We start from the raw sequence: 25,064 nt of genomic DNA, 5'->3' as shown, positions 1-25,064 counted from the left end.
AACTTTTTTTATTCTCTGATGTCGTCAAAAAGGTGAGGTAGTCCTCCTGATAATATACGCTTAACCTAAAAGTCACTACAGTTTATCTGTTTTTAATGGACGTGAACGCTCGTTATTGCATACTTAATCAATTTAATACGATGACTTATGAGAATAAAGTTAAGTATGCGTTTAATCGATTACTTTGAGAATAATTAAACACCTTGTGCGAATAAATGCACACTAAATTGATACCAAACAGGTAAAATATTATGAGCGATTTATCAACAGGTTATCTTATTATATTGGCGAGTATTGGCAGTATTGCATTTGTACTGTTGTGGAGCATGATTTTACTACTTATCGCATTTTTAAGCGGTTGGCTGACTTTAGCACGGCATTATGCCGCACCAATCCCGCTACCAACGACAATATGTCATTGGTCATTCCAAAGCATGGCATTACGCTGGTTTTTTTGGGGATATAACAATTGTTTAACGCTGGGAGTAACGGCGGAAGGGCTTTTAATCAAGGTTATTTTACCCTTGCGAGTAGGACATAAACCTTTATTAATTCCTTGGTCAGAAATTCAACAGATTGAAGAATTAACAGTTTTTCTAAAGATAGCGATTATTAAAATTACACTACGCCAATTGCCGACAATTCCCTTATTTTTTCCAAAGAAAATATTGGCTCAGTTACAAATATATTGTCCTGCGGATTGCTTAAATATGTTGACAAAAAACGTTTCTATCGTGGACTCAAATTATAACGCTAATACGTGATACGTTGCGCCTTGTTCAAAAATCTTAACCCCACCGCCTTCGGCAACGGTTTGTCGCAACTGAGTGGGGTTTTCTATTTTCACGCCCGCCAAAAAATCCACGCCAAAGGTAGCTAATTCTGGTAGCCAAGGCACTGTTGCCCCCATCAACACAAGTTTTGCCTGTTTGGATAATTCAGCTAAACGCGGAAAAGTTTTGTTTGGAATAGAGCTTGCGGTTAAAAAAACCCAATCGGCTTCAGGTAGCAGAAATTCGCAGGCAGGGTCGGGATAGTCATCAGCCGTCGGGTTGCGTTCTAAAACGGTTAAATCCATTTGCTGGCTATAACGTTCTAAAAAGGGGTAACGTCCAACGACGACAACTTTTTGTCCTTGCAAATCGGGAAGAAAATAATCAAATACAGCAAGATTCGCCAATGTCGTATTGGGTAAGCGTCGCGCTTGAGTATAAAGCGCGTCTGCACCTGCATTAATCACGGCATTAATCGCGGCCATTCCAATAACCGCTTCATGTGGATTCCATGAGCGCACCCAACTAGCCAAATCCATCGCGTTTTTACCCACCAAACTGCCTGACCATGCCAGTGTGCGACTCAGCACGGGCGGACTCATGGCTAATCCTGTGTAGGTATCTGTACGACACAATGTCCATGTTAAGCCAATCAAGACTTCTTCAATCAAAGCGGAACTGACACGATCTAGCAGACATTCATAAATTGCATGTGGGTTTGTTGTCATGCTAATCCGTTAAAGACGGCAACAAGCGCGGTTCAGTTTTTACTTGGTCACCCCGTCCCCAAGCGGTGACGGCTTCAACAAACCATTTTTCTTGTGAGGGATGGGGACGAACGATATCGTATTCGGCATAAAACGCGCCGTCAGGATAAAACAAAATACTCCCAACGCTATGCCCTTTACCGTTGCGCCATGTCCCTTTTAAACTTTCTTGCCCATCATAGGGGTCACGACTTAACTCAAAATGTGCCATGTCAAACCGACCAACAAGCGTATCAGCGTCTTTAAAACCCATTTTATGTAATTCGTTACACATCGATGCGCGAATTGCTTCACCGAGAATGCGAACTTGTTTTAAGCGTTTTTCTACTTCTTCACTCATCATAGTGTCAATTGTTATAAGTTGTAGGTGCGAACGGATTCGCACGAATTGAAATAGCACAGTGTGCGAATAAATTCGCACCTACAATCTTTCAGTTTATATGACGATAACTTTATGCAGCAAGACCTTGTGGCTCATGCGTATGACAATTCTTTGGACAAACCCGCGCACAGGATTGACAACCAATACAGTCCATTGCGTCAACAATCGCCATGACCATCATGTTATCATCATCTTCGTCCATGTCTTCATCTTCAAGGACATCGCTACGTTCAACTAATTCAAAAACATTGCGTGGACAGACCTTGTAACAGCGTCCACAGCCAATACAGGTGGTTTGATTTAATGCGGTAATAAAGGCAGGCTCCCAAGCTGTGCCGCCACGTGTGATTCCTGTGATGTTTGACATGATTGATTTCTCACTGATATTAACGAATAACTGTTGCAGAATCATGACCTACATCTCATCCGATGCAAGCCATGTTTTTAACAGCAATAACAAAAAACTAACCACCCGCCGCTTTTAATGCCTTGTTTGCTTCTTCCCAGTCTTTACAAGCATCATAAGTGGATTGGGCAATACCGGGGATTTCTTCAAACCCTGCGGGTAAACGGTCTTCTACTAAATCATGCAGTTGAGAAGCCCACTCACTGGCAATGCGTTTTCTTTTTGCAACTTCTTTTTGCAGACTTTTTAATTCTTCTTCACTCATCGGGCAAGCTCCTTAATGCTTATAACTCCGCAACCTCACGATACTTATTCAACCGTTCTACCGCAGCAGCAACAATTTTAGTCGCTTCTTCGTGCATTCCTTCTAAGGTTTTAAAACCAAAACGGTGAATATCACGCAATGTTTTATCAACAACCACTAATTTACCAGTAGTAATAATGGCACGACCAAAACCTTCATGACTTAAATTAATCATGGGAACTGCCATTAAACCATTACTATCCTTTTCAACCAGGCTGGCGATTGCATTGTAATAGGCTTTCACCCGTGACATGGTGATGTCGTCAGGGTCGCCGATAACAGGAATTTCAGCCTTGCGCTCTTTGGTAAGGACGAGTGGGGATAAAATCCGTGCAGGCGACCATTTTTCATACATATCATAGGTATCTAACGCCCGCATTTGTTTGACCATTTCTTTACAGAAATCAGATTCTAACAAGGGATTTTCATCTTCAATGGCTAAGGCTAATCCAGTACTCATTGTGTCATTACTCCTAAGAAGAGATTATAAAAATCAGATTGATATTTACACAAGCACAAAAGCCTGCAAAAACACCTACATTTATTCGTTCCAGCCTTCTGCTTCCATCTCATCAAAGCGATTGTTATTACTATCACCGCTTTTCTGTTGTTTCTGTACTGCTTTGGCTAACCAATTTGTCGGGCCATTGCGTAATTCTGTTTGTAGGCTTTCCAACAATTCATGAATCGTTGCCCCTTCGCTCACTTTGACAGGCTGAATACCCTGTACAGTCAATTGACGAATGGCAGAACCACCAATTGCTTGGCAATAAACAGCGGCACACCCTTCTAATAATTTAAACTTTTCAGCTAATTTATCTTCATTACCATCTTGGGCGTAGGCTTGAAATTGTGCCGCCTCTCTTAGCGTGGCACTGGTTGCAGTGACTGAATAAATCACAAAAGATTCCGATGAACCAAAATGTTGATTAACGGTTTTCATGTCAGTGCTTGCAAAAGCGACTTGAATCGCGCTGGTGTCCATGGCGTGTTCCTCAGTGTTGCAGGCTACTATCCGTAAATGTCGTTGGAGAAGCATAAGCCGACTCCTGATAATCCTGTTTTTGCGCGTAACGGGAATAATAGGGTTTAATTTCATGGTTAGCATGTTGACTTAACATCAAATTTGCTAAATCAAACAAGGTTTGCCGACTGCCTTTATAGCCAATCCATGTGCGTTGATAGCCACCCACAAAATCATATTGTGGAAAACCCGCCCGCAGAATAGGAATGCCTAAACGCGCCGCAGATTCAACCGCATGAGAATTTCCAATTAGGATTTGTGCGTGTTGGGCTTTTGCTGACTTTTCCACATCTTCCAAATCACCCACTTTAACACTTGCGGTTGGGATTTGTTCTAAAATCCCTGTATGCACGTGGCTAGACACGACTGCGGTGACAATTTCCGCGCCCATTCCAACCAAAAACTGGCTAAAGCCATACACTTCATCAGGGTCGCCAGCAACGGCAATGCGGGCTTGTCCTAACATAAAATGCGTATCCAACATCGCATCTTGTAATTGCGTGCGTTGTCGTTCGTATTTTGCGGGAACGGGTGTTCCCGAAATGGTTTGTAATGCGGTTAAAAAACGGTCAACAGCTTCAATTCCCATTAAACTATCAAAGCGATAATCGGGTACGCCTGTTTTTTGTTGCAACAAATTAGCGGCTTTGGTTAAAGAATGTCCAATAACCAACGTTGCAGCAGACATACCCAGCGTTTCAAACTCAGAAACCGCCGTGCCACCCATTGTTAATGAGGTATATTCTAAATATCCATCACTGACATGTCCGTCGAGCGAATCGCCTAAATGGGGAATAAAAACAGGACGTAAACCAAAGCTTTCAATGGTTTCTTCTAAATATTCGACATCACCCGGTGTTAGCGTTGAACCTGCTAAAACAGTGACTTGACGAGGACGCATTGCGGGCTGGGTTTTAGCTTCTTCTGCGGTTGGCACTAAATACTCAATCATTGCCGTCACCGCTAAAGCAAAACCACTTTCTAAACAGCCAACGAAATCGGGGGTATTGACAGGAACAACTTTAACATGATTAAACTCAGGATATTGCTCACGAAAAACTTTTACAGTACGGCGAATATCCGTCCCTTGTGTTTCGGATAAACCCGTTGTTACCACACCGATTAAGGCGGGCTTACTTTTTTCTGCAATCGCTTTCAATCCTTCTACGACACTGTCGTCTGCACCCATAATCGAACTAACTTGGTCCATTGCAGTTGTTTGTAATGGAACAGGTTCACGAAAATGGCGCACAAAAAAGACTTTGCCAAACGCAGTACAACCCTGAGAACCGTGCATCATCGGCATAGATTTTTGAAAGCCGAGAAAAGCGAGCGATGCCCCAATAGGTTGGCTGGTTTTTAAAGGACTGACCGAGAGAGCTTTATTGCGTTTTAGAATCTCAGCCATATCAACAACCCCTTGCTTATTATTACGTACTCATCATTTTTATGAGTTATGAGGTCTGCAATGGATATGCCAATAAAAATATGATATTTTTCAGTTTATTATCGTTTGTCGTTTTGTAAGAAACATGACAATTACCGCGATTATGGCTTGATTGCACCATTATTGAACAGTGGACTGAATAAACTTGTTTACAACAAGATGCGCCTAATACATCTTACAAGGGGGGTGTGGACACGACTGCTTTGCGCGGTATTATCTATTGTTTTTCTTTATTTTTTAGGGTTAATAATAGAGAATACCGACATTTTTTACAGAAATGGTTACACTATTAATAATGAAAAATAACAGTACCAATCATTTAAGCTATTCTCTTTAAAAATTACTTTAATTAAGAGGTTTTAACGATGCGTCATTATGGAAAAATCGCGTGTTGGCTGGTTATTCTGAGTGGCTGGTTATGGGTGCAAACGGCAGCCGCCGCGCTCATTCTTGCTAGTGGAGGCAATCAAACGATTCCTTCTGATGCACCTTCAGAAGTTGTTGTGTTTCGAGCGTTAGATACAACGGGGAATCCTTTAAGCGGGGTTGTTGTTGATTTTACTTTAACAAATATGGCATGTAATCAAGCTAACGGTAGTTTACAGGTCTTTACAGCATTAACCGATGCGCAAGGTGAGGCAATTACTGCGTTACGCGCAAATAATACGCCCGGACGTTACACCCTAACCGCACATCTTGCGGATGACCCCAGTCAGATTGCAGGTACAGGCATTACAGTGAGTGGCGTTGACACAGTATTTTCCGTTGATGGCGTGTGTCAAACCGTTGCGGCGGGGGAAAATTCAACCCCTATTATCTTTCGTGTGGTCAATGCGAATAATGAATTAGCCAGCAATGTGACGGTGAATTTTACCTTAGTTAATGCGGTGGGTATTACGATTAGCAATGGGGTGACTGTTACAACCGCCATTAGTGATGCACAAGGTTTAGTGCGGACACAAGCCATTGCTGCGCAAAAAACAGGAACATATTCTGTGGTTGCAAGCCTTGCGACGAATCCCAGTAAAACAGGGAGCGCGGGCGTAACTTTTCTTGCAGGTGCGCCTGCATTAATCTCTTCATTAACCTCAGATTTTCGTTTACCCGCAGGACAAAGCTCGGGCAATGTTGTCTTTAAACTAACCGATGCTTATGGTAACGCCGTGACAAATCGCAGTTTAAACTTTTCTGTGCTAACGCCAACAGGGACGACGCTAACAACAGGAGTGTCCCCCTCCAACGCGATAACCGATACCAATGGAGAAGCGAAAACCCGTTTTACTGCACCAGAAACACAGGGTACATATAGACTTGTTGCAACACTTGCTAATTCAACCGTTACAGGTAGCGTGATGGTTAATGTTGTTTCTCCTTTATTGGCATTACCCAGTTTGGGGTTTTCTGCCACGTTAAAACCTGATGGCAGTTTATTAAATACCAGTGCGACATTTAGCGGTGGAATTGCCGTTAATGGACAAGCCTACGTGCAACAAGTAGAGCAAGTGTTAAGTGATAGGGTGGTGATTGAAGGCTCTATTTTAGTGCAAGAAGACCACATCGGCGCGACTGCTGATATTTTAGTTATCGCAGGTTATACGCCTTTGCCCATAGAAAGCAGTGCAACCTATTTCTTTATGTTAGAAACGGGGGGAGTCATCGCAAGTTGGGATTTAAACCCGACAACGTTAGAACCGTTTATCAATGATGTGAGTTTAGCCTCTGCACAAGAAGTAAAAATGTACACAGGCTATTTTGTCGGAACAGGCTTATTACAAGTCTTTTTTGGCTATCGTTTGACAGATGGAACGATTGTTTTTAATGCAGAAATTCCTATACGGATTTTAATTAATCCATAAACCTTACTGAATTAAATTAATAAAACAAACCTTCTAAGCCTTTAAAACTTAGAAGGCTTTTGTTTTTACATTTCTAGCGCATGTTCTGCGACAATAACGCCATCCGCATCGGCATAAACATAATGCTCAGGAAAAAATGTAACCCCTGCAAAACTAACAGGGAAATCTTTATCACCGCGCCCATGTTTATAACTTTTTAATGGATGCGTGTTTAACGCTTTAATGCCAATTTGCATTGTGTCTATCATGGCAGAATCGCGGATACATCCATAAACAATGATACCCGCCCAACCGTTATCAACCGCCGATTTTGCGATGATGTCCCCAACCAATGCGCAACGTAAAGACGCACCGCCATCAATAACCAGCACTCTTCCCTCGCCCGCTGTTCCTAATAATTCTTTAACCAGCACATTATCTTCATGCACTTTTAGCGTTTTAATTTGTCCGCCAAAAGAGCGTTTTGCCCCAAAACTGCGGAAAATAGGGTCAGCAACTTTTACCACTTTAGGGTATTTGTCACATAAATCAGCCGTTACATACTCCACAATAATATCCTTTTAAATGAATAGATAAAGATTGTCTGAACCAGAATTTACTGAATTAACAGAATTTTCAGAATTATTAAAGGCAAAAAATTGACGCTTTTAAATTCTATTAATTCTGAAAATCCTGATTCAGACAATCTTGATAAAGATAAAGAAAATACTGTCTGAACCAGAATTTACTGAATTAACAGAATTTTCAGAATTATTAAAGGCAAAAAATTAACGCTTTTAAATTCTGATAATTCTGATAATTTTGAAAATCCTGATTCAGACAATCTTGATAAAGATAAAGAAAATACTGTCTGAACCAGAATTTACTGAATTAACAGAATTTTCAGAATTATTAAAGACAAAAAATTAACGCTTTTAAATTCTGTTAATTCTGAAAATCCTGATTCAGACAATCTTGAAATCCTGAAAATCCAATTTTAAACCCTTTCAATGGCGATTGCGGTCGCTTCTCCACCGCCAATACATAAGGATGCAACACCCATTTTTAAATCGTATTGTTCTAATGCCGCTAGTAATGTGACGATAATGCGCGCACCTGATGCCCCTATCGGATGCCCTAGCGCGCAAGCACCACCATGCACGTTTACTTTTTCAGCGGGCAGTTGCAAGGTTTGCATGGCGGCCATCGTTACAACTGCAAAAGCCTCGTTAATTTCGTATAAATCAATTTGTTGTGCGGTAAGGCCTGTTTTTTGAAATAAGGCATTGATTGCGCCAATGGGTGCAGTGGTGAATAAATTGGGTGCTTGTGCGTGGGTTGTGTGTCCGTGAATGACGGCGAGCGGTTTAATGCCACGCTGTTCTGCGGTGGAACGGCGCATTAATACTAAGGCAGCAGCACCATCAGAAATCGAGCTGGAATTAGCAGGCGTTACCGTCCCATCTTTTTTAAAGGCAGGTTTTAATGAGGGAATTTTGCTGATATTGGCTTTATTCGGTTGCTCATCTTCTGCCAGTAATACATCGCCTTTTTTATCGGTTAATAAATAAGGGGTTATTTCTCGTTGAAATAATCCCTCAGCAATGGCTTTTTGGGCGCGATGTAAAGAAGTAATTGCAAACTGGTCTTGGTCTTCACGGCTAAAGTGATACAGACTTGCGCAATCTTCGGCAAATGTTCCCATTAATCGCCCTTTGTCAAAGTACGCATCTTCTAAACCGTCAAAAAACATGTGGTCGATGATTTGTCCATGTCCTAAACGGTAGCCAGCGCGTGCTTTAGGGAGCAAATACGGTGCGTTGCTCATGCTTTCCATACCGCCCGCAAGGATGATGTCTTGTGTGCCTGCTACTAATAAATCATGGGCTAACATCGTCGCTTTCATGCCCGAGCCACAAACTTTACTAATTGTTGTGCAACCCACATGAACAGGTAAACCGCCCAATAATGCGGCTTGACGTGCGGGGGCTTGTCCTAATCCTGCGGGTAATACGCAACCCATTAATACTTCTTGAATATCGTCAGCTTGCAAGCCTGCACGTGCGACAGCGGCTTTAATCGCTGTGCCACCCAACTCGGGCGCGCTGACGTTGTTAAAAATGCCCTGAAATCCACCCATTGCAGTACGGGCATAACTGACAATAACAATCGGGTCTATGGTCATGTGTTTTTCTCCTTTGGTAATTTTTAGGGATTGTTTTTTATAATCAGTAAATAGGGTTATTTTTCACTTCGGGCTAAATTTAACGCGAGTAATCGCGCTAACACGTCGTCATCACTCAAATGATGTTCCCAGCCGTAAGCGGTGGCGACTGCGTTATCTAATACTTCATGCGCTTTGACAAGCCATTGTGGTTTTAGGTTGTATAAATTAGTCAGCGTGCGTTTTTTTAGTTCTTTTTCGGCTTCGGCGTTCATCGGTAAAATTCGCTCGGGATAACCTGCGACGATTTCGGGAACACGTTGCACCAGATTAGGCGGATTTAGCCAATTATCCCGCAATTCGTTTAAACGTTGCGCGGCTTTGGCTATCGCTTGGGCGTGAGGATTGTCAGCGTATTCGCTGGCGGGAATGTTGGGGCTTAGACCATCGGGAAAGGGGAATGTTTCAAAACATGAATGTGCGTTATAAGTTGGGTCGTTGCCTACACCGTGCCATGAACATGTTTTTAAACTCCATAACTCATGAAAACGACAATGTAAGATTCCAAAAGTTGTATCATCCTCGCGCGCAATCGCATAAAGTCTTGAATCTGGTAAAACAGTTTTGTCCATCCAAATAAAAAGACGGTATTTTGAAACTCTGGAAGTAATAATAAAACGAAATAATGGTTTAAGTGCTAAACGCATTTCTGGGCGACTTCTTTGTAAAATCCACCATTTTTCATTAGCACGCTCTTCTCGCTTACCTACACGTTTTGGTTTAACATTTTTTACAACATATTCAAATGGTTTTTCATACAAACTGGCATCGTCTTCAGACATATTTACGCCAAAATCAATAATCCAAGTATCTGAATAACGACGTACAACATCCATGCCATTTGCCCAAGGACGCAAAACATCACTATTTGGCTTTCCATTAGGATTAAAAGAAGATTTAACCCACTCGCGGGCTAAATCGCCAGCAATATCAAACGCCCCAACTTTTATTGTTCCTTGAAAAGCGACGCTCGCATTTTCTGCCAATGGTTTCGCTTTCGTTAAATCTAAAGTTTGCGCTGTATTCGGCGTGGTCAAATCGCTATAAATTTCAGAAGTTACCTGATTATCTAACGTTGTGATGGGATAAAACTGCTGTTTTTCTGGGCTAGTAAAACAAACCAACGACACCCGCACCGCAGCCCCTTCATTAATCCAAGGTTCATCACTCCACGCCTGAAAAATTTGCCCCGTTTCGCCGATTCTATCCAAGACTTTACGATTACTACCGCCACGAATAGAATTTGTGGAAACCAGCCCGACCGCTTGCACTCGCCCTTGTTCCAACTGCGCCCGCGCTTTTTCAAACCAATAACAAACTAAATCCGCACCACCCGCAACCCGTCCTTGAAACAACGCCCGTAATTGATTAACGTAATCCTCACCCAGAATAGAAATCATTTTTTTATTGCCCAAAAATGGCGGATTACCTACAATAAAATCAACAGTTTTCCAATTTTTTTCTATCCCTGTATGGGTTAATAAAGCATCGCAACATTCAATATTATCCAATTTCTCTAAAATAGGATTTTTTGGTAAATCATAACCATGTCCCAATACCCACTGAATTTGTCCAATCCATACCGTAACGCGCGCTAATTCTGCGGCGTAAGGATTTACTTCAATCCCATTTAAACTTTTTGGACTGACACGCGGAAATTGTCTTTCTAAGCCCATCATTTCTGCATCAATCAATACTTTATTTTCTAAATCTTTTAAGCCTAGCAAAGTTAAATATAAAAAATTCCCAGAACCACAAGCAGGGTCAAGCACTTGCAGATTATTTAACCGCTCTAAAAAGCCATGATATAAGCCATCTGCTTCAAGCTCATTTTTAGATTTTTTTGCCTTGCGCGTTCCTTTACCTATATTTTCTAATAAAGACTGAATTTGTAATTTTATCTGTTCCCATTCTGTATTTAACGGGGCAAAAATAACAGGCTCTAAAATCCGTAAAATAGAATCACGGTCAGTATAATGCGCGCCTAATTGACTGCGTTTATCGGGGTCTAAACCGCGCTCAAACAACGTTCCAAAAATAGAAGGTTCAATATCTTTCCAATCATGACGTGCTGCACGTAATAAATGCTCAACATCGGCTTTTTCTAAAGGTAATGCACCATCATCATCAAACAAACCGCCATTAAACCAGTCGATTTCTTCCAGTCCAAAATCGCCACCTGTTTGCATAATGGCGAATAATTCGCTCATCCGCTGTTGAAAACGATTTTTCCCTGTTCGTATCTGCTTTAAAACCGACTCTAATAAAGTTGTAAATAAACTTTTTGGTAAAATGCCTATATCTTCAGCAAACATGCAAAAAACAAGGCGATTGATAAAATGAGCGACTTGATGCGGGTCATGTCCACGACTGCGTAAACGTTGCGCTAACTCGGTGAATTGCTCCGCCATTTCTAAGGTGACAGCATCGCGGGTTTTAGCAGGTTTAAAAACTTCATCAATTTTGTCTTTATTAAATAAAGTTTTAAGCAGTTTAAACTGTTGTGGGTCGCGTAAATCCTCTAGCTGAATCAGATGAACTTCAGCAACTGTATTTGTAAAATTGGTATGAATTTCTATAGTTTCCATATCGGAAACGATTAATAATGGCGGATTTTCTAAGGCGAGCGCGTATTGTTGTAATTGTACGAAGGCCTTTTTTAAATCTTTGCCTTTTCCTTTATATTCCCAAGCAAAACAGCCTTTTAGCCAGACATCTGCCCAGCCTCGCGTGCCTGTGGTTTTATTCGCGCCTTTTTCAAAGGTAAAAAATACGCCATCGGGGTCAAGTTCGGCGGGGGTTTTTTCGCCTAATAAGTGACAAAGTTGTAAAAAATGTTCTTGCGAAGCAGAGCGTTCTGTCCGTGTAGAATCGCGCCAGATTTGAATAAACTCGTCAACTGTCACAGGATTTCCTTGCGTAAAATTTATTTTAAAAAAGATTGTCTGAATCAGCGTTGTTTTTAATTCTGTAAATTCAGTGAATTAAGATTACATTTAATTTGGTACATTTTTAAAGGTTATCAATGCCAATTCAGACAATTTTTTCGCTTTATGCCGCGATATGACAAGCGGTTTTTTCTAGTAGTAATTGTTTAATTGTCAGCCCTAAGCGTTTAATACCTTCTTCGATAATATGCGCGTCGGCATTGGAGAAGTTTAAGCGTAAGGTGTTGTTACCACTACCATCTACGTAAAAGGCTTTTCCCGGTACAAAGGCAACATTGGCTTTGGCTGCGTGATTAAATAAATCCATTGCACTGAGGGGGTTTGGTAGTGTCACCCATAAAAACATTCCCCCTTCTGGGCGGGTGTAGGTTACTTCGGGCGGAAAATGTTGTTCAATCGCCGATACCATTAAATCTCGTTGTATTCCGTAATGGTGTTTGATAGTGGCAATGTGTGCGTCTAAATCGTTATCAGTAACATATTGATAAACTAGGCGTTGTGATAAGGTGTTTGATTGTAAATCGGTTGCTTGTTTGGCAATGACTAATTTTTCAATAATCTCGTTGTGTGCGCATATCCAGCCTAAACGCAGTCCGGGCGCGACAATTTTAGAAAAAGACCCTAATAAAATGGCGTTGTCGCCTAAGTAGCTTTTTAGGGGCGGTAGGTCTTGCCCAATAAAGCGCAGTTCGCCGTAAGGGTCATCTTCTACAATGATGGTGTTGCGGTGTTGAAAAACTTGTGCAGTTGCACGGCGTTTTGCGTCGGAATAGGTAATGCCTGAAGGATTTTGGAAGTTGGGAATGGTATAAAACAATTTGCTGGGTTGTTGGTCTAGTAACGCGCTTAGTTGTTCTGTATCAATGCCATCATCGCGCAGGGTAGCGGTGTGAAATTGGGGTTCGTATAGGGAGAAGGCTTGTATTGCACCAAGATAGCTAGGTTTTTCTAAGGCGACAAAATCCCCTTTGTTTAGGAAAATTTTACCAATTAAATCTAAGCCTTGTTGTGAGCCGTTGGTAATAAGAATTTCGTTAGGGTTTATTTTTAGGCCGTGACGTTTTGCGTAGCGGTGGGCGATATATTCGCGTAAGGGTGCGTAGCCTTCTGTCGTACTGTACTGTAAAGGATTGGCAATTTTATCTTGCATGACTTTAGCGGTAGCAGCGACGATTGATTCTACAGGGAAAAAACGCGGATTGGGTAAGCCTCCCGCGAATGAAATTATCTCAGGATTTTCGGTTACTTTGAGAATTTCACGGATAAATGAACGGTGCGCGCTACGCATTCTGTCTGCAAATTGGGAATTCATGATGAAATGTCCTACAAAAATAAAGAAACCAGTGCTAACTATAAATTAGTCTGTTGTTGTCGTTAATAACTTAAAATAAAGAAACTTGCATTAGGCTTAATAAACTCGGGAAAATCTTTCTCAATTCCTCTTTTTGAAAGAGGTGGTTTAATTATTGTGGTCTTTATTAACCGTTGTTCTACTCTCATTATAAAATGAAAAAGTAGTTGTGTTTTTGGTAAACTTTCAAACTATCTGTGAAAGGCTGTCTGAATTGGAATGTTATATGTCTTTTAGTTCTGATTTGGGCAGTCTTTCTTGTTTGTGTTCTTCAATTGGAAAATACGTTTATTAAAGGTAATGAAATGACTGAGCAACTTGTACCGACTGCTGAACCGCAAGACGAGAATGAGCAAATTGCGTTAAGACGTGAAAAATTAGCCGCCATCCGTCAAGCGGGTATCGCGTTTCCTAATGATTTTCGTCCTAATAGCACCGCGCAATTATTGCATGATGAATATGCAAGCCAAGACGCATCAACGTTAGAACTCCGCAATGTCCATACTAAAATTGCGGGGCGTATTATGACCCGTCGTATTATGGGTAAAGCGGCTTTTGTGCATATTCAGGATATGACAGGGCGGATGCAGTTGTATTTAAAAAAAGAAGACTTGCCTGAAAATTTGTATGAGACGTTTAAACATTGGGATATTGGCGACATCATCGGCGTACAAGGAACGGTATTTAAAACGAAAACAGGCGAGTTGTCGGTTAAGGTCAGTACAGCCCGTTTGCTCAGTAAAGCCTTGCGTTCTTTGCCTGAAAAATTTCATGGATTAACAGATCAGGAAACTTGTTACCGTCAGCGGTATCTTGATTTAATCATGAATGAAAAAACCCGTAATACGTTTAAATTACGTTCTCAAATCATTAGTTATACGCGGCAATTTTTAATCGAGCGTGATTTTTTAGAGGTGGAAACACCGATGATGCACGTTATCCCCGGTGGCGCGGCAGCACGTCCTTTTGTAACGCATCATAATGCCTTAGATATGCCCTTGTATTTGCGTATTGCACCTGAGTTGTATTTAAAACGCTTGGTGGTGGGTGGTTTTGAACGGGTTTTTGAGTTAAATCGTAATTTTCGTAATGAGGGTGTGTCCACACGGCATAATCCAGAGTTTACGATGTTGGAGTTTTATCAGGCGTATGCGAATTATCATCATTTGATGGATTTGACTGAGGAGTTATTTCGCGGGTTAGCCGAAACGTTGTTAGGTTCAACACTCGTGCCTTATCAAGAGGATGTGTATGATTTTGGTAAGCCATTTGAGCGAATTTCGGTTAAAAACGCCATTTTGAAGCATAATCCTGACATTTGCATAGCGGATTTAGAAAGTTTAAATACTATTCGTGCGTTAGCAAAACGGCTAGGGGTGCATCCGCATGAGAGCGATGGTGTTGGTAAGATTCAAATTGAAATTTTTGATAAAACTGTCGAGCATTTGTTAAAAGACCCAACCTTTGTCACGGAATATCCTACGGAAATTTCACCGTTAGCACGGATGAATGATAAAGACCCAAGCATTACTGACCGTTTTGAGTTGTTTATTGGTGGACGGGAAATTGCGAACGGTTTTTCTGAGTTGAATGACCCTGAAGACCAAGCCGAGCGTTTTCGTCAACAAGTGGAAGCTAAACAAGCAGGTGATGAGGAAGCAATGCATTATGATGCTGACTATATTCAAGCCTTAGAATATGGTTTACCACCCACCGCAGGGGAAGGTATCGGGATTGACCGTTTAGTGATGTTGTTGACGAATCAACCTTCTATTCGTGATGTCTTATTATTCCCGCATTTACGTTTGAAACACGAGTAGCACATCATGCAAGTACGGATTAAATGGGTAGAAAATGCCTGCTTTGTTGCGGAATCAGAAAGTGGTCATGCGATTGTGTTAGATGGTTCACCTGAAATTGGCGGGCGAAATTTGGGTGCGCGTCCTATGGAGTTGTTGCTGATAAGTTTAGGCAGTTGTTCAGCAATGGATGTCGTGAGTATTTTACAAAAATCACGGCAGGATATGACGGATTGCGTTATTGAGGTGCAAGGTGAGCGGGCAGAAACCATTCCTAAAGTCTATACAAAAATTCATCTGCATTATGTTGTAACAGGGCGACAGTTAAAAGAGGCGCAGGTTAAACGGGCGGTGGATTTATCAGCGGAAAAATATTGTTCTGTTTCTGCTATGTTAAAGCTAGCGGCTGAGTTGACTTATGATTATGAAATAGTTGATGAAGTGCCAAAAGCAGAATAAGTAATGGTGTGCATGTAAAGGGGGTTTTATTTGCTTGCATCGCAGTGACAAAAGCATTGCTATTCCCGCCTATTCTGATTAGAATGTTCGGCTCAACTGTTATACCGCAGTATGATTACATGTACATTAAAGTATTATTTTTTTTCTCCTTGCTTTGTCACTGTGATAAAGCTGCATAATCCGTAGGGAGTCTGAATGAAGCATTACGAAGTTGTGTTTCTGGTGCATCCAGACCAAAGTGAACAAGTCCCTGCTATGGTCGAACGCTATCGCGCGATGATCGAAAGCAAAGAAGGGCTGATTCACCGTTTGGAAGACTGGGGTCGTCGCCAATTAGCATACCCCATTAATAAGATACATAAAGCCCATTACGTATTGATGAATATTGAGTGTGGCACTGAAGTATTAAGCGAATTAAAAAGCGCGTTCCGTTTTAACGATGCCGTCATTCGTGATCTGATTATTAGTCGCAAAGCGGCTGTAACTGAGCCATCTCCGCTGTTTAAAGCGAAAGATGAGCGTGAACAGCCTTTAAAAGCTGATGACGATTATGATGCTGATGATTTAGACATAGACGAGGATTACGATGACGATGTATCAGAAGAACAAGTCTCCTAGAAGAAATGCAAGTTCTTCACGGTTTTTCCGTCGTAAGAAATATTGCCGCTTCACCGCCGAAAAAGTTGTGGAAATTGATTACAAAGACCTCAACACGTTGAAAGGTTATGTGACTGAAACAGGTAAAATTGTTCCCAGTCGGATTACAGGCACAAAAGCCCGTTACCAACGTCAATTAGCGAAAGCAATTAAACTTGCGCGTTATCTGGCATTATTGCCCTATACCGATACGCACGAGTAAGGTGAAGCAAGATGGAAATCATTTTACTGGAAAAAGTCCCGAATTTGGGCGGCTTAGGCACGATGGTCAAAGTCAAAGCGGGTTATGCCCGTAATTACCTGATTCCTCATGGTAAAGCGGTTTTAGCCACTAAAGACAACGTTGCAAATTTTGAAGCGCGTCGTGCGGAGCTTGAAAAAGCACAACATGATAAGTTAGCCAGTGCCCAAGATCGTGCTGCACAATTACAAGAAATGACGGTTGTTATTTCTGGTAAAGTCGGTGTAGAAGGCAAGTTATTTGGTTCTGTTAGCGCGGGCGATATTGCGCAAGCTTTAACAGGCGCAGGCATTGCGGTTGATCGTCATGAAATCCGCTTGCAAGAAGGTCCTATCCGTTTCGTGGGTGAACATGAAGTTGCTGTTCATTTACATCCTGATGTCAATGTGTTATTGACTGTACAAGTTGTTTCGGAAAATTAATTCCTAGATAACTCAATGGACAGGGTAAAAAGGGGATGTAAAACTCCCCTTTTTATATGGCTCGTTGTATCATCATCAATCCTGAGTCGTTTTCTTTAGAAAATATCACTCATCAACCTTTAGGTTTCTGATCGCCTTGTTCGTTTATGCAGGAACCACCTCCTTATCCCGATCAAGAATTAGTTTCTTCTCTTAGAGAAACTGTTTCTCCTCATAAAATACCGCCCCATTCTCTTGAGGCTGAGCAGTCTGTATTGGGTAGCTTGCTATTCAATAATGGCGCGTGGTATTCCATTGCTGACCGTTTAGCTGAACGTGATTTTTATCGTCCTGAACATAGACTTATTTTCAAAGCCATTAAAACGTTGTCCGAAATGGGACAGCCTTGTGATGTGATTACTTTATCCGAATGGTTGAGTAAACAAGGTAAGTTGGAAGTTATTGGCGGAATTGGTTATTTAGGATTATTGGCAGACAGCACACCGAGTGCTGCAAATATTGCCGCGTATGCCGATATTGTGCGCGAAAAAGCAATATTGCGGGAATTGGTCAAAGTGGGTTCTACCATTATGGACAGTGCGTTTCAATATAATGGTAACAACCCTTCAGAATTATTAGAAAATGCAGAAAAATTAGTTTTTGAAATTGCCGAACAAGGGGCAAGGATGGGCGGTGGATTTCGGGAAATTAAAGAGATTCTAACCAAAACCTTAGACCAAATAGACTTGTTATATCAATCGGGTAACGCTATCACAGGTGTTCCGACAGGCTTTAAAGATTTTGATGAGCAAACCAGTGGCTTGCAACGTTCTGATTTAATTATTGTTGCGGGTCGCCCTTCTATGGGCAAAACCAGTTTTGCCATGAATATTGCTGAATACGTAGCCATTCAAGCCAAACATCCCGTTGCGGTTTTTAGTATGGAAATGCCTTGCGAACAGCTTGCGATGCGTTTAATTTCTTCTCTTGCCCGTATTAATCAACAAAGTGTCCGTACAGGTAAATTAGAAGACCATGATTGGCCTAATATTACTTCTGCCATCGGTTTATTATCTGAATCCCCTTTATTTATTGACGATACCCCCGCTTTAAATCCAACTGAATTACGCGCCCGTGCGCGACGCTTAGCCAGTGAACACGGTCAATTAGGTCTGATTGTTATCGACTATTTGCAGTTAATGCAAGTTCCTGATAGCCGCGAAAATCGTGCAACTGAAGTTTCTGAAATTTCGCGTGGACTGAAAGCACTGGCTAAAGAATTACAAGTACCCGTTGTTGCCCTTTCACAATTAAATCGTAGTTTAGAACAACGTCCGAATAAACGTCCTGTGATGTCAGACTTACGTGAATCAGGTTCTATTGAGCAAGATGCTGATTTGATTGTTTTTATCTATCGTGATGAAGTTTATAATCAGGATAGCGAAGATAAAGGCACGGCAGAAATTATTGTCGCAAAACAGCGAAATGGTCCTATTGGTACGGTACGTTTAACTTTCTTAGGACATTTAACCCGTTTCGAAAACTTTTCCCCCATGGATTATTATCACGGAGAACATTAAGTATGACACGTCCAACGCAAGCTATTATTTATTCATCCGCTTTGCGTGCTAATGTGCAGAGAATTCGAGAGCTTGCCCCTCAACAAAAAGTAATCGCTGTCCTGAAAGCAGATGGTTATGGTCATGGGGCGGTAAGAGTTGCTAATGTACTAGCAACGTTGGTCGATGCTTTTGCTGTCTGTTCGTTAGATGAGGCATTGGTATTACGTCATGCTGGAATAACGACACCTATCCTGTTGTTAGAAGGTTTTTTTTCTGTTGATGAATTGCCAATTATTGCTGCTCAACAATTGGAAACCGTGGTTCATACTCAGTGGCAGATAGAGCATATATTGGCATCACAATTGCCCGTAAAAGTCTGGCTGAAAGTTGATACAGGAATGCACCGCTTAGGATTTCTCCCTGAAGAAACAGAAGCAATTTGGAAACGTCTCAATCAGTGCGATACCCTCTTGAAACCAGTTCCGTTGATGAGCCATTTAAGTTGTGCGGATGAGCGACAAAATAAAACAACGATTGAGCAACTTTCTGTTTTTAATGAGTTATTACGACGAATTTCAACTGAAGCTTCTTTTGCAAATTCGGCGGGCATTTTAGCATGGCAAGCAACTCATTGTGATTGGGTGCGACCGGGCATTATGTTATATGGTGTATCCCCATTTCCTGATACTGTTGCTAAAGATGAGGGATTACAATCTGTTATGCAGTTACAATCTGCATTAATCAGTGTAAAACAGTACCGTAAAGGGGATTCTATTGGTTATGGCGCAACATGGCGTTGCCCACAAAGTATGCCCGTTGGTGTTGTAGCCGTGGGTTATGCTGATGGTTATCCGCGTCACGCGCCTTCTGGTACGCCTGTTTTAGTGAATGGCAGACGAGTTCCGTTAATCGGACGGGTGTCAATGGATATGTTAGCGGTGGATTTACGATCGCAGCCTAACGCAAAAGTAGGGGATGTCGTGGTGTTATGGGGGAGAAATCTACCCATTGAAGAGATAGCAACACTTGCAGGAACAATTCCTTATCAGTTGCTTTGTAATGTTAGTCAGCGCGTACCCCGTATTGAGCGGACATAAAGTAAAGGCATAGGGTGAGAAATTTTATGTCCACGCATTAAAAAATATCAATATATTGAATTTAAAGGGAGTATTGCAATTAGACGGGCAGTTGTTATACTCTACGCAACTGACAGGCAAGTATCTTATTTAGCTTGTTTGTTGTGGTTTGTTTGTTGCAGTTGTTTTGCAACTCGTCCTGAGTTGGAATAAGGTGATTTTGAATACTTGACTTCGGGATGAAAGGATACTATATTTCTAATCAAATGTTGCACTGCACAAAACACTGTGCTAGTATAACCAGCAAGTAAAGAATTGAGTAAAGCAGATTGCTAAACCAAGCCAGTGTGACGAAGTGAACACTGCGTTGGTAAAAGTAAAAGACTCCTCCATCCTCCTTTGGTGGTTTGGCGTGACTCCCAGTCACGCCCCTTTTTAAGAATTTTATAGTTGTCGTTCCACAAAAACAAAAAAAAGAGGAAACGGCAATGCAGTAACCGACTCCTCCATCCTCCTTTGGTGGTTTGGCGTGACTCCCAGTCACGCCCCTTTTTAAGAATTTTATAGTTGTCGTTCCACAAAAACAAAAAAAAGAGGAAACGGCAATGTAGTAACCGACTCCTCCATCCTCCTTTGGTGGTTTGGCGTGACTCCCAGTCACGCCCCTTTTTAAGAATTTTATAGTTGTCGTTCCACAAAAACAAAAAAAAAGAGGAAACGGCAATGCAGTAACCGACTCCTCCATCCTCCTTTGGTGGTTTGGCGTGACTCCCAGTCACGCCCCTTTTTAAGAATTTTATAGTTGTCGTTCCATAAAAACAAAAAAAAGAGGAAACGGCAATGTAGTAACCGACTCCTCCATCCTCCTTTGGTGGTTTGGCGTGACTCCCAGTCACGCCCTTTTTTATTTCTAAACTAACCTATCTAATACAACGTAGGTGTGTACAACTTGTTTTCTCAACATAATATACAGCTTGTATTTTTATAGTTAAGGCTTCCAGCCTAATTCCTTGTCTTCCCTGAATCTCCTCAATCATCAGTGGTTTGGCGAAACACCCAGCGTGCCTCTTTCTGCGTGCTGGTTCAGCATAACACTTATCCTATACTGTTTAGATCAGTGACTACTCAAATTTCCCATGCTGTTTTTGTTTTACAGGGAAATATCGCCTGATAGTTAATGTACTATCAAAAACACTTCATTTTAACACTTAATCGCCTTAACGAAACACCACCTATAGTTGAAAATATAGGTGATATTTCCTTAAAACCGTTGGCAGTATAACATTAACCAAGTAAATCTGCGATAGCTGAACGCTCTTCTTCTAACTCATTTTGCGTTTTGGTTAGACGATCACGACTAAACTCGTCAATCTCTAAGCCTTGGACGATGCTATATTCACCGTTTGCGGTGGTAATGGGGAAGGAGTAAATTAATCCTTCAGGAATTCCATAGCTTCCATCACTAGGAACGGCCATGCTAACCCATTCGCCATTGCTACCTAACGCCCAATCATGGATATGATCAACTGCAGCGTTAGCGGCAGAAGCAGCACTGGATTTACCCCGTGCTTTAATGATTGCAGCACCACGTTGTTGTACGGTTGGAATAAAATCATTGGCAATCCAGTTTTGGTCAACTAGTGATTTAGCCGCTTTACCCGCAACGGTTGTATTGGTGATGTCTGGGTATTGTGTAGAAGAATGATTGCCCCAAATCACCATTTTCTTAATGTCAGTGACTTTTGTACCTGTCTTGGCAGATAATTGGCTCAATGCACGGTTATGATCGAGACGAGTCATTGCTGTGAAGTTTTTGGGGTTTAAATCAGGAGCAGAACGCATTGCAATGTAAGCATTTGTATTTGCTGGATTACCAACAACTAATACTTTTACGTTACGGTTTGCATAATCGTTTAATGCTTTGCCTTGCGTGGTGAAGATTTTGCCGTTGTCACGCAAGAGGTCGTTTCTTTCCATGCCAGGACCACGAGGTTTTGCACCCACTAATAGGGCATACTCAATATCAGTAAAGGCTGTTTTTACATCATCAGTGGTCACGATGCCATGTAAGAGGGGAAAGGCGCAATCGTCTAACTCCATTGCAACCCCTTTCAATGCTTCCATTGCAACGGGCATTTCTAACAATTGCAGAATAATGGGTTGATCAGGTCCTAACAATTGACCAGACGCAATTGCAAACACTAATGAATAAGAAATTTGACCTGCTCCACCAGTCACTGCGACACGGACGGGTTTTTTCATAGCGAATTTCCTTTATGTTGATGTTGAATAGACAAAAATCATGCGAGAGGGTAAATCAGACTTGAATTCTTTTCGTTTGTATTTCAAGAAAAATCAACTACATTATGCACCTACTTATAAACATTAGGTACTTCAGTTAAGGCTTGATACTGAACCGATATAATACTCTTAAAAATGGTTTCTCTGCTAGAGAATGTATAATGATCATTCACAGTTTATGATAAAATATCGTTATAGTTGCACACAAGCCTTTCGGTCAGCCACTTGCTTAGAGGGAGCATTTGAAGAAATGTCCACACCCAACCCCCAAACTCTTTTATTTAATGCCGCTTTTGTTGATGAATTATATGAAAATTATTTAGCTGATCCTACTCAAGTGAGTGGAGAATGGCGTGCTTATTTCGAGCAATTGCAAAAAGAAGAAAAATTAAGCAAACCAGACGTTCCCCATGCTCCTATCCAAGCCCGTTATTACGACTATAAACCCAGCCGTAATGCAGGAAATGGACAGGGCGGTTGTGACCAAGAATCATTATTTGGTTTTGCACACAAACAAGCTGCGGTACTCAGATTAATTAATGCTTACCGTTTTCGCGGGCATCAATTAGCGGATATAGACCCCTTAAAACTCAATGCAGTTGAACCATTAGAAGACCTAAGTCTTGCCTTCTATGGATTGAGTGATGCAGATATGAACACCGTATTTGACACGGGTTCATTGTATGGCAAAAATCGCGCAACTTTAAAAGAAATTATCGCGTTATTACAAAAAACCTATTGCCGTTCTATCGGTGCAGAATATATGCATATCACCGATACTAAACAAAAACGGTGGTTGCAGGAACGTTTAGAAGGTACTTTAGCAACGCCTTCCTATGTCAGCGATGAGAAAAAACGCATTTTAGAAAAGCTCACTGCTGCGCAAGGCATTGAAGATTACATGCACACGCAATACGTCGGACAAAAACGCTTCTCGCTAGAAGGCGGTGAAAGTTTAATTCCGATGTTAGATGAATTAATTCAACAAGCTGGTAGCAACGGCATGAAAGAAATCGTGCTGGGCATGGCGCACCGAGGACGGTTAAACGTCCTGATTAACATCATGGGGAAACGTCCTAAAGACTTATTCTCTGAATTTGAAGGTAAAATTAAAGACCATCAAGGTTCAGGCGATGTTAAATATCATCAAGGCTTCTCCTCCGAAGTCATGACTCCCGGTGGCTATGTACATCTTGCCCTAGCATTCAATCCCTCCCACTTAGAAATTATTAATCCTGTGGTTGAAGGCTCCGTGCGGGCGCGTCAAGAACGACGTGGCGACAAAGACCGTAATCAAGTTTTACCCATTCTTATTCATGGGGATGCCGCATTTGCTGGTCAAGGCGTGATTATGGAAACCTTAAACCTTGCTGAAACTAGAGGTTATGGCACGGGTGGTACGGTACACATCATTATTAATAACCAAATTGGTTTCACCACCAGTGACCCCTTTGAAGCACGTTCCACCATGTACTGCACCGACGTTGCTAAGATGGTGCAAGCCCCTATTTTCCATGTTAATGGAGATGACCCAGAGGCTGTTATTTTCATTACCCGTTTAGCCTTAGACTACCGCCTAGTTTTCAAAAAAGACGTAGTTATCGACATGGTTTGCTATCGTCGTCACGGACATAACGAAGCTGACGAACCCGCCGCTACCCAACCTATTATGTACCAAAAGATTGCCAAACAAACCAAGGTACAAAGCCTCTATGCACAACAATTAGTCAAAGAAGGCATTATCGGTGTAGAAGAAGGCGAAATGCTGTTACAACAATATCGCGCTGACTTAAAAACCAAAGAAGTCGTTTCCCGTCCTGTGAGCCTAGATTTTCAATTTTCCGTTAATTGGAAGCCCTACTTAGGGACAAAATGGAACGAGCCTGCAAATACCAGCCTTAGCAAAGATGCCGTGAAAAATCTTATGCAACGGGCAAATACCGTTCCTGAAGGCTTTAAGCTCAACCGCAGTGTCGAGAAAATTATTGAAGCACGCAATAAAATGGGGGCGGGTGAATTATCTTTTGATTGGGGTGCTGCGGAAGTTTTAGCCTACGCTGCCCTAGTAGAAGAAGGACACCCTGTTCGTTTATCAGGACAAGACTGCGGACGTGGTACATTCGCTCACCGTCATGTGGTTCTTCATGAACGCGATACAGGTGAATCCTACTTACCTCTCCGTAACCTTTCAGAAAAGCAAGCAAACTTCCTTGTTATCAACTCATTACTATCAGAAGAAGCTGTTTTAGGTTTTGAATTTGGTTACAGCTCCTCCGACCCAGAAACCCTTGTGATTTGGGAAGCGCAATTTGGTGACTTCGCCAATGGTGCGCAAGTCGTTATTGACCAATTCATCAGCTCCTCCGAATCCAAATGGCAACGTATGTGTGGATTAGTCATGCTTCTCCCACATGGTTATGACGGACAAGGCCCTGAACATTCTTCCGCCCGTTTAGAACGCTACTTACAACTGTGTGCAGAAGACAATATGCAAGTCTGCGTTCCCAGTACCCCTGCGCAAAACTTCCACTTACTGCGCCGTCAAGTCCTGCGTCCTTACCGTAAGCCATTAATTATCATGAGTCCTAAGAGCTTGTTACGGCATAAACTCGCTGTTTCCAGCATAGAAGACTTTACCGAAACCAGTTTTCAACCAGTGTTGGATGAAGCCGACAAGAGCATCGTGCCAGAAAAAGTGCGGCGTTTACTCTTCTGTAGCGGTAAAGTTTATTATGACTTGGTTGAAGCCCGTACGGAACACAACATTAAAGATATTGCAATCATTCGTTTGGAACAACTTTACCCACATCCTAAAGAAGAAATTGCCAAAATTGTTGCCCGTTATCCCAACGCAAAAAGTCGAGTTTGGGTACAAGAAGAACCCAGAAACCAAGGTGCATGGTGGTTTATGCGTGCGCACATGGATGTCAACCTGCAAGAGTTTGAAGGCGGACGTATTGAATACGCAGGTCGCCCCTCTTCTGCTTCTCCTGCTGTTGGTTATTTATATTTACACCGTCAACAACTGCAAGAATTCTTGGCAGAGGCTTTAGAACTCAACACCGAAGCCAAGCGCGTTGCCGTATAAGTTTGTCAATTCACTGCTT

At 41.8% G+C, this 25,064-nt stretch carries 22 protein-coding genes; 10 read left to right on the top strand and 12 right to left on the bottom strand.

Annotated elements, in window-relative coordinates; all coding sequences use genetic code 11:
* The first annotated feature begins 251 nt into the window (after window positions 1-251).
* Window positions 252-764 (top strand): hypothetical protein, encoded by a 513-nt coding sequence (locus AL038_RS03415; RefSeq protein WP_062149059.1) that lies wholly within the window; start codon window positions 252-254, stop codon window positions 762-764.
* Here the strand turns inward: AL038_RS03415 and AL038_RS03410 are convergent.
* The 7 genes from AL038_RS03410 to nifN all read right to left on the bottom strand — a co-directional run bounded on the left by AL038_RS03410 (window position 746) and on the right by nifN (window position 5,064).
* Complete coding sequence (locus tag AL038_RS03410; protein ID WP_062149056.1) at window positions 746-1,501, bottom strand: DUF364 domain-containing protein; 756 nt, start codon at window positions 1,499-1,501, stop codon at window positions 746-748. The two genes, AL038_RS03415 and AL038_RS03410, sit on opposite strands and share 19 nt — an antisense overlap.
* A 1-nt stretch (window position 1,502) precedes the next feature.
* The gene (locus AL038_RS03405) at window positions 1,503-1,883 is read right to left on the bottom strand and encodes a hypothetical protein (RefSeq protein WP_062149053.1); all 381 of its coding nucleotides are present in this window, start codon (window positions 1,881-1,883) and stop codon (window positions 1,503-1,505) included.
* Between the two features lie 109 nt (window positions 1,884-1,992).
* A complete protein-coding gene (fdxB, locus tag AL038_RS03400; protein WP_236839449.1) occupies window positions 1,993-2,289 on the bottom strand; it encodes a ferredoxin III, nif-specific in 297 nt (98 codons plus the stop codon).
* 97 nt (window positions 2,290-2,386) lie between these two features.
* Window positions 2,387-2,593: a CCE_0567 family metalloprotein gene (locus AL038_RS03395; RefSeq protein WP_062149052.1), complete on the bottom strand. Its 207-nt coding sequence runs from the start codon at window positions 2,591-2,593 to the stop codon at window positions 2,387-2,389.
* 19 nt (window positions 2,594-2,612) lie between these two features.
* Window positions 2,613-3,092 carry a NifX-associated nitrogen fixation protein gene (locus AL038_RS03390; protein ID WP_062149049.1) on the bottom strand — a complete coding sequence of 160 codons (480 nt, stop codon included), beginning with the start codon at window positions 3,090-3,092 and terminating at the stop codon, window positions 2,613-2,615.
* Window positions 3,093-3,173: 81 nt separating this feature from the next.
* The gene (locus AL038_RS03385; RefSeq protein WP_236839447.1) at window positions 3,174-3,617 is read right to left on the bottom strand and encodes a NifB/NifX family molybdenum-iron cluster-binding protein; all 444 of its coding nucleotides are present in this window, start codon (window positions 3,615-3,617) and stop codon (window positions 3,174-3,176) included.
* A 10-nt stretch (window positions 3,618-3,627) separates the two neighbouring features.
* Entirely contained in the window at window positions 3,628-5,064 is a 1,437-nt protein-coding gene (gene nifN / locus AL038_RS03380; protein ID WP_062149044.1) for a nitrogenase iron-molybdenum cofactor biosynthesis protein NifN, read from the bottom strand.
* 404 nt (window positions 5,065-5,468) lie between these two features.
* Here nifN and AL038_RS03375 point away from each other — a divergent pair, with 404 nt between their 5' ends.
* Entirely contained in the window at window positions 5,469-6,959 is a 1,491-nt protein-coding gene (locus AL038_RS03375) for an Ig-like domain-containing protein (RefSeq protein WP_062149041.1), read from the top strand.
* A gap of 65 nt (window positions 6,960-7,024) precedes the next feature.
* Here the strand turns inward: AL038_RS03375 and rraA are convergent, their stop codons facing one another.
* From rraA to AL038_RS03355, 4 genes are all read right to left on the bottom strand, one after another.
* Window positions 7,025-7,507 carry a ribonuclease E activity regulator RraA gene (gene rraA, locus AL038_RS03370; protein WP_062149038.1) on the bottom strand — a complete coding sequence of 161 codons (483 nt, stop codon included), beginning with the start codon at window positions 7,505-7,507 and terminating at the stop codon, window positions 7,025-7,027.
* Window positions 7,508-7,935: 428 nt separating this feature from the next.
* Window positions 7,936-9,123: an acetyl-CoA C-acyltransferase gene (locus AL038_RS03365; protein WP_062149035.1), complete on the bottom strand. Its 1,188-nt coding sequence runs from the start codon at window positions 9,121-9,123 to the stop codon at window positions 7,936-7,938.
* Between the two features lie 56 nt (window positions 9,124-9,179).
* Window positions 9,180-12,068, bottom strand: a complete 2,889-nt coding sequence (locus tag AL038_RS03360) for a class I SAM-dependent DNA methyltransferase (protein ID WP_062149033.1) — start codon at window positions 12,066-12,068, stop codon at window positions 9,180-9,182.
* A gap of 145 nt (window positions 12,069-12,213) precedes the next feature.
* On the bottom strand, window positions 12,214-13,422 hold the full coding sequence (locus AL038_RS03355; RefSeq protein WP_062149030.1) for an aminotransferase-like domain-containing protein: 1,209 nt from the start codon (window positions 13,420-13,422) through the stop codon (window positions 12,214-12,216).
* Between the two features lie 344 nt (window positions 13,423-13,766).
* Between AL038_RS03355 and lysS the strand changes: the two genes are divergently transcribed.
* From lysS to alr, 7 genes are all read left to right on the top strand, one after another.
* Complete coding sequence (gene lysS / locus AL038_RS03350) at window positions 13,767-15,281, top strand: lysine--tRNA ligase (RefSeq protein ID WP_062149026.1); 1,515 nt, start codon at window positions 13,767-13,769, stop codon at window positions 15,279-15,281.
* Between the two features lie 6 nt (window positions 15,282-15,287).
* Window positions 15,288-15,719 carry an OsmC family protein gene (locus AL038_RS03345; RefSeq protein ID WP_062149023.1) on the top strand — a complete coding sequence of 144 codons (432 nt, stop codon included), beginning with the start codon at window positions 15,288-15,290 and terminating at the stop codon, window positions 15,717-15,719.
* A 195-nt stretch (window positions 15,720-15,914) separates the two neighbouring features.
* Complete coding sequence (rpsF, locus tag AL038_RS03340) at window positions 15,915-16,337, top strand: 30S ribosomal protein S6 (RefSeq protein WP_062149020.1); 423 nt, start codon at window positions 15,915-15,917, stop codon at window positions 16,335-16,337.
* Window positions 16,312-16,578 (top strand): 30S ribosomal protein S18, encoded by a 267-nt coding sequence (gene rpsR / locus AL038_RS03335; protein WP_062149017.1) that lies wholly within the window; start codon window positions 16,312-16,314, stop codon window positions 16,576-16,578. The genes rpsF and rpsR overlap by 26 nt, the downstream gene beginning before the upstream one ends.
* 11 nt (window positions 16,579-16,589) lie before the next feature.
* Entirely contained in the window at window positions 16,590-17,039 is a 450-nt protein-coding gene (gene rplI / locus AL038_RS03330; protein WP_062149014.1) for a 50S ribosomal protein L9, read from the top strand.
* A 146-nt stretch (window positions 17,040-17,185) separates the two neighbouring features.
* Entirely contained in the window at window positions 17,186-18,598 is a 1,413-nt protein-coding gene (gene dnaB / locus AL038_RS03325) for a replicative DNA helicase (RefSeq protein WP_062149011.1), read from the top strand.
* A gap of 2 nt (window positions 18,599-18,600) precedes the next feature.
* Window positions 18,601-19,677: an alanine racemase gene (alr, locus tag AL038_RS03320; protein ID WP_062149007.1), complete on the top strand. Its 1,077-nt coding sequence runs from the start codon at window positions 18,601-18,603 to the stop codon at window positions 19,675-19,677.
* A gap of 1,263 nt (window positions 19,678-20,940) precedes the next feature.
* Here alr and AL038_RS03315 read toward each other — a convergent pair.
* Entirely contained in the window at window positions 20,941-21,918 is a 978-nt protein-coding gene (locus tag AL038_RS03315; RefSeq protein WP_062149001.1) for a malate dehydrogenase, read from the bottom strand.
* 289 nt (window positions 21,919-22,207) lie between these two features.
* On the opposite strand from AL038_RS03315, the gene AL038_RS03310 reads away from it, so the two are divergent.
* Window positions 22,208-25,045 (top strand): 2-oxoglutarate dehydrogenase E1 component, encoded by a 2,838-nt coding sequence (locus AL038_RS03310; RefSeq protein WP_062155314.1) that lies wholly within the window; start codon window positions 22,208-22,210, stop codon window positions 25,043-25,045.
* Window positions 25,046-25,064: the final 19 nt, after the last annotated feature.

This window comes from Beggiatoa leptomitoformis (genome assembly GCF_001305575.3).
Lineage (GTDB): Bacteria > Pseudomonadota > Gammaproteobacteria > Beggiatoales > Beggiatoaceae > Beggiatoa > Beggiatoa leptomitoformis.
Note: the sequence above shows the minus strand (reverse complement) of the source record. Positions and strands in the feature narration are given on the sequence as shown.

Bases quoted from the DNA above. Each gene is read 5' to 3' on its own strand.
- AL038_RS03345 (WP_062149023.1), top strand. From the start codon at position 15,288: ATGCAAGTACGGATTAAATGGGTAGAAAATGCCTGCTTTGTTGCGGAA.
- lysS (WP_062149026.1), top strand. From the start codon at position 13,767: ATGACTGAGCAACTTGTACCGACTGCTGAACCGCAAGACGAGAATGAG.
- rplI (WP_062149014.1), top strand. From the start codon at position 16,590: ATGGAAATCATTTTACTGGAAAAAGTCCCGAATTTGGGCGGCTTAGGC.
- AL038_RS03355 (WP_062149030.1), bottom strand. From the start codon at position 13,422: ATGAATTCCCAATTTGCAGACAGAATGCGTAGCGCGCACCGTTCATTT.
- dnaB (WP_062149011.1), top strand. From the start codon at position 17,186: ATGCAGGAACCACCTCCTTATCCCGATCAAGAATTAGTTTCTTCTCTT.
- AL038_RS03410 (WP_062149056.1), bottom strand. From the start codon at position 1,501: ATGACAACAAACCCACATGCAATTTATGAATGTCTGCTAGATCGTGTC.
- AL038_RS03375 (WP_062149041.1), top strand. From the start codon at position 5,469: ATGCGTCATTATGGAAAAATCGCGTGTTGGCTGGTTATTCTGAGTGGC.
- nifN (WP_062149044.1), bottom strand. From the start codon at position 5,064: ATGGCTGAGATTCTAAAACGCAATAAAGCTCTCTCGGTCAGTCCTTTA.
- rpsR (WP_062149017.1), top strand. From the start codon at position 16,312: ATGTATCAGAAGAACAAGTCTCCTAGAAGAAATGCAAGTTCTTCACGG.
- rpsF (WP_062149020.1), top strand. From the start codon at position 15,915: ATGAAGCATTACGAAGTTGTGTTTCTGGTGCATCCAGACCAAAGTGAA.
- AL038_RS03405 (WP_062149053.1), bottom strand. From the start codon at position 1,883: ATGATGAGTGAAGAAGTAGAAAAACGCTTAAAACAAGTTCGCATTCTC.
- alr (WP_062149007.1), top strand. From the start codon at position 18,601: ATGACACGTCCAACGCAAGCTATTATTTATTCATCCGCTTTGCGTGCT.
- AL038_RS03385 (WP_236839447.1), bottom strand. From the start codon at position 3,617: ATGGACACCAGCGCGATTCAAGTCGCTTTTGCAAGCACTGACATGAAA.
- fdxB (WP_236839449.1), bottom strand. From the start codon at position 2,289: ATGTCAAACATCACAGGAATCACACGTGGCGGCACAGCTTGGGAGCCT.
- AL038_RS03415 (WP_062149059.1), top strand. From the start codon at position 252: ATGAGCGATTTATCAACAGGTTATCTTATTATATTGGCGAGTATTGGC.
- AL038_RS03395 (WP_062149052.1), bottom strand. From the start codon at position 2,593: ATGAGTGAAGAAGAATTAAAAAGTCTGCAAAAAGAAGTTGCAAAAAGA.
- AL038_RS03310 (WP_062155314.1), top strand. From the start codon at position 22,208: ATGTCCACACCCAACCCCCAAACTCTTTTATTTAATGCCGCTTTTGTT.
- AL038_RS03390 (WP_062149049.1), bottom strand. From the start codon at position 3,092: ATGAGTACTGGATTAGCCTTAGCCATTGAAGATGAAAATCCCTTGTTA.
- AL038_RS03315 (WP_062149001.1), bottom strand. From the start codon at position 21,918: ATGAAAAAACCCGTCCGTGTCGCAGTGACTGGTGGAGCAGGTCAAATT.
- AL038_RS03365 (WP_062149035.1), bottom strand. From the start codon at position 9,123: ATGACCATAGACCCGATTGTTATTGTCAGTTATGCCCGTACTGCAATG.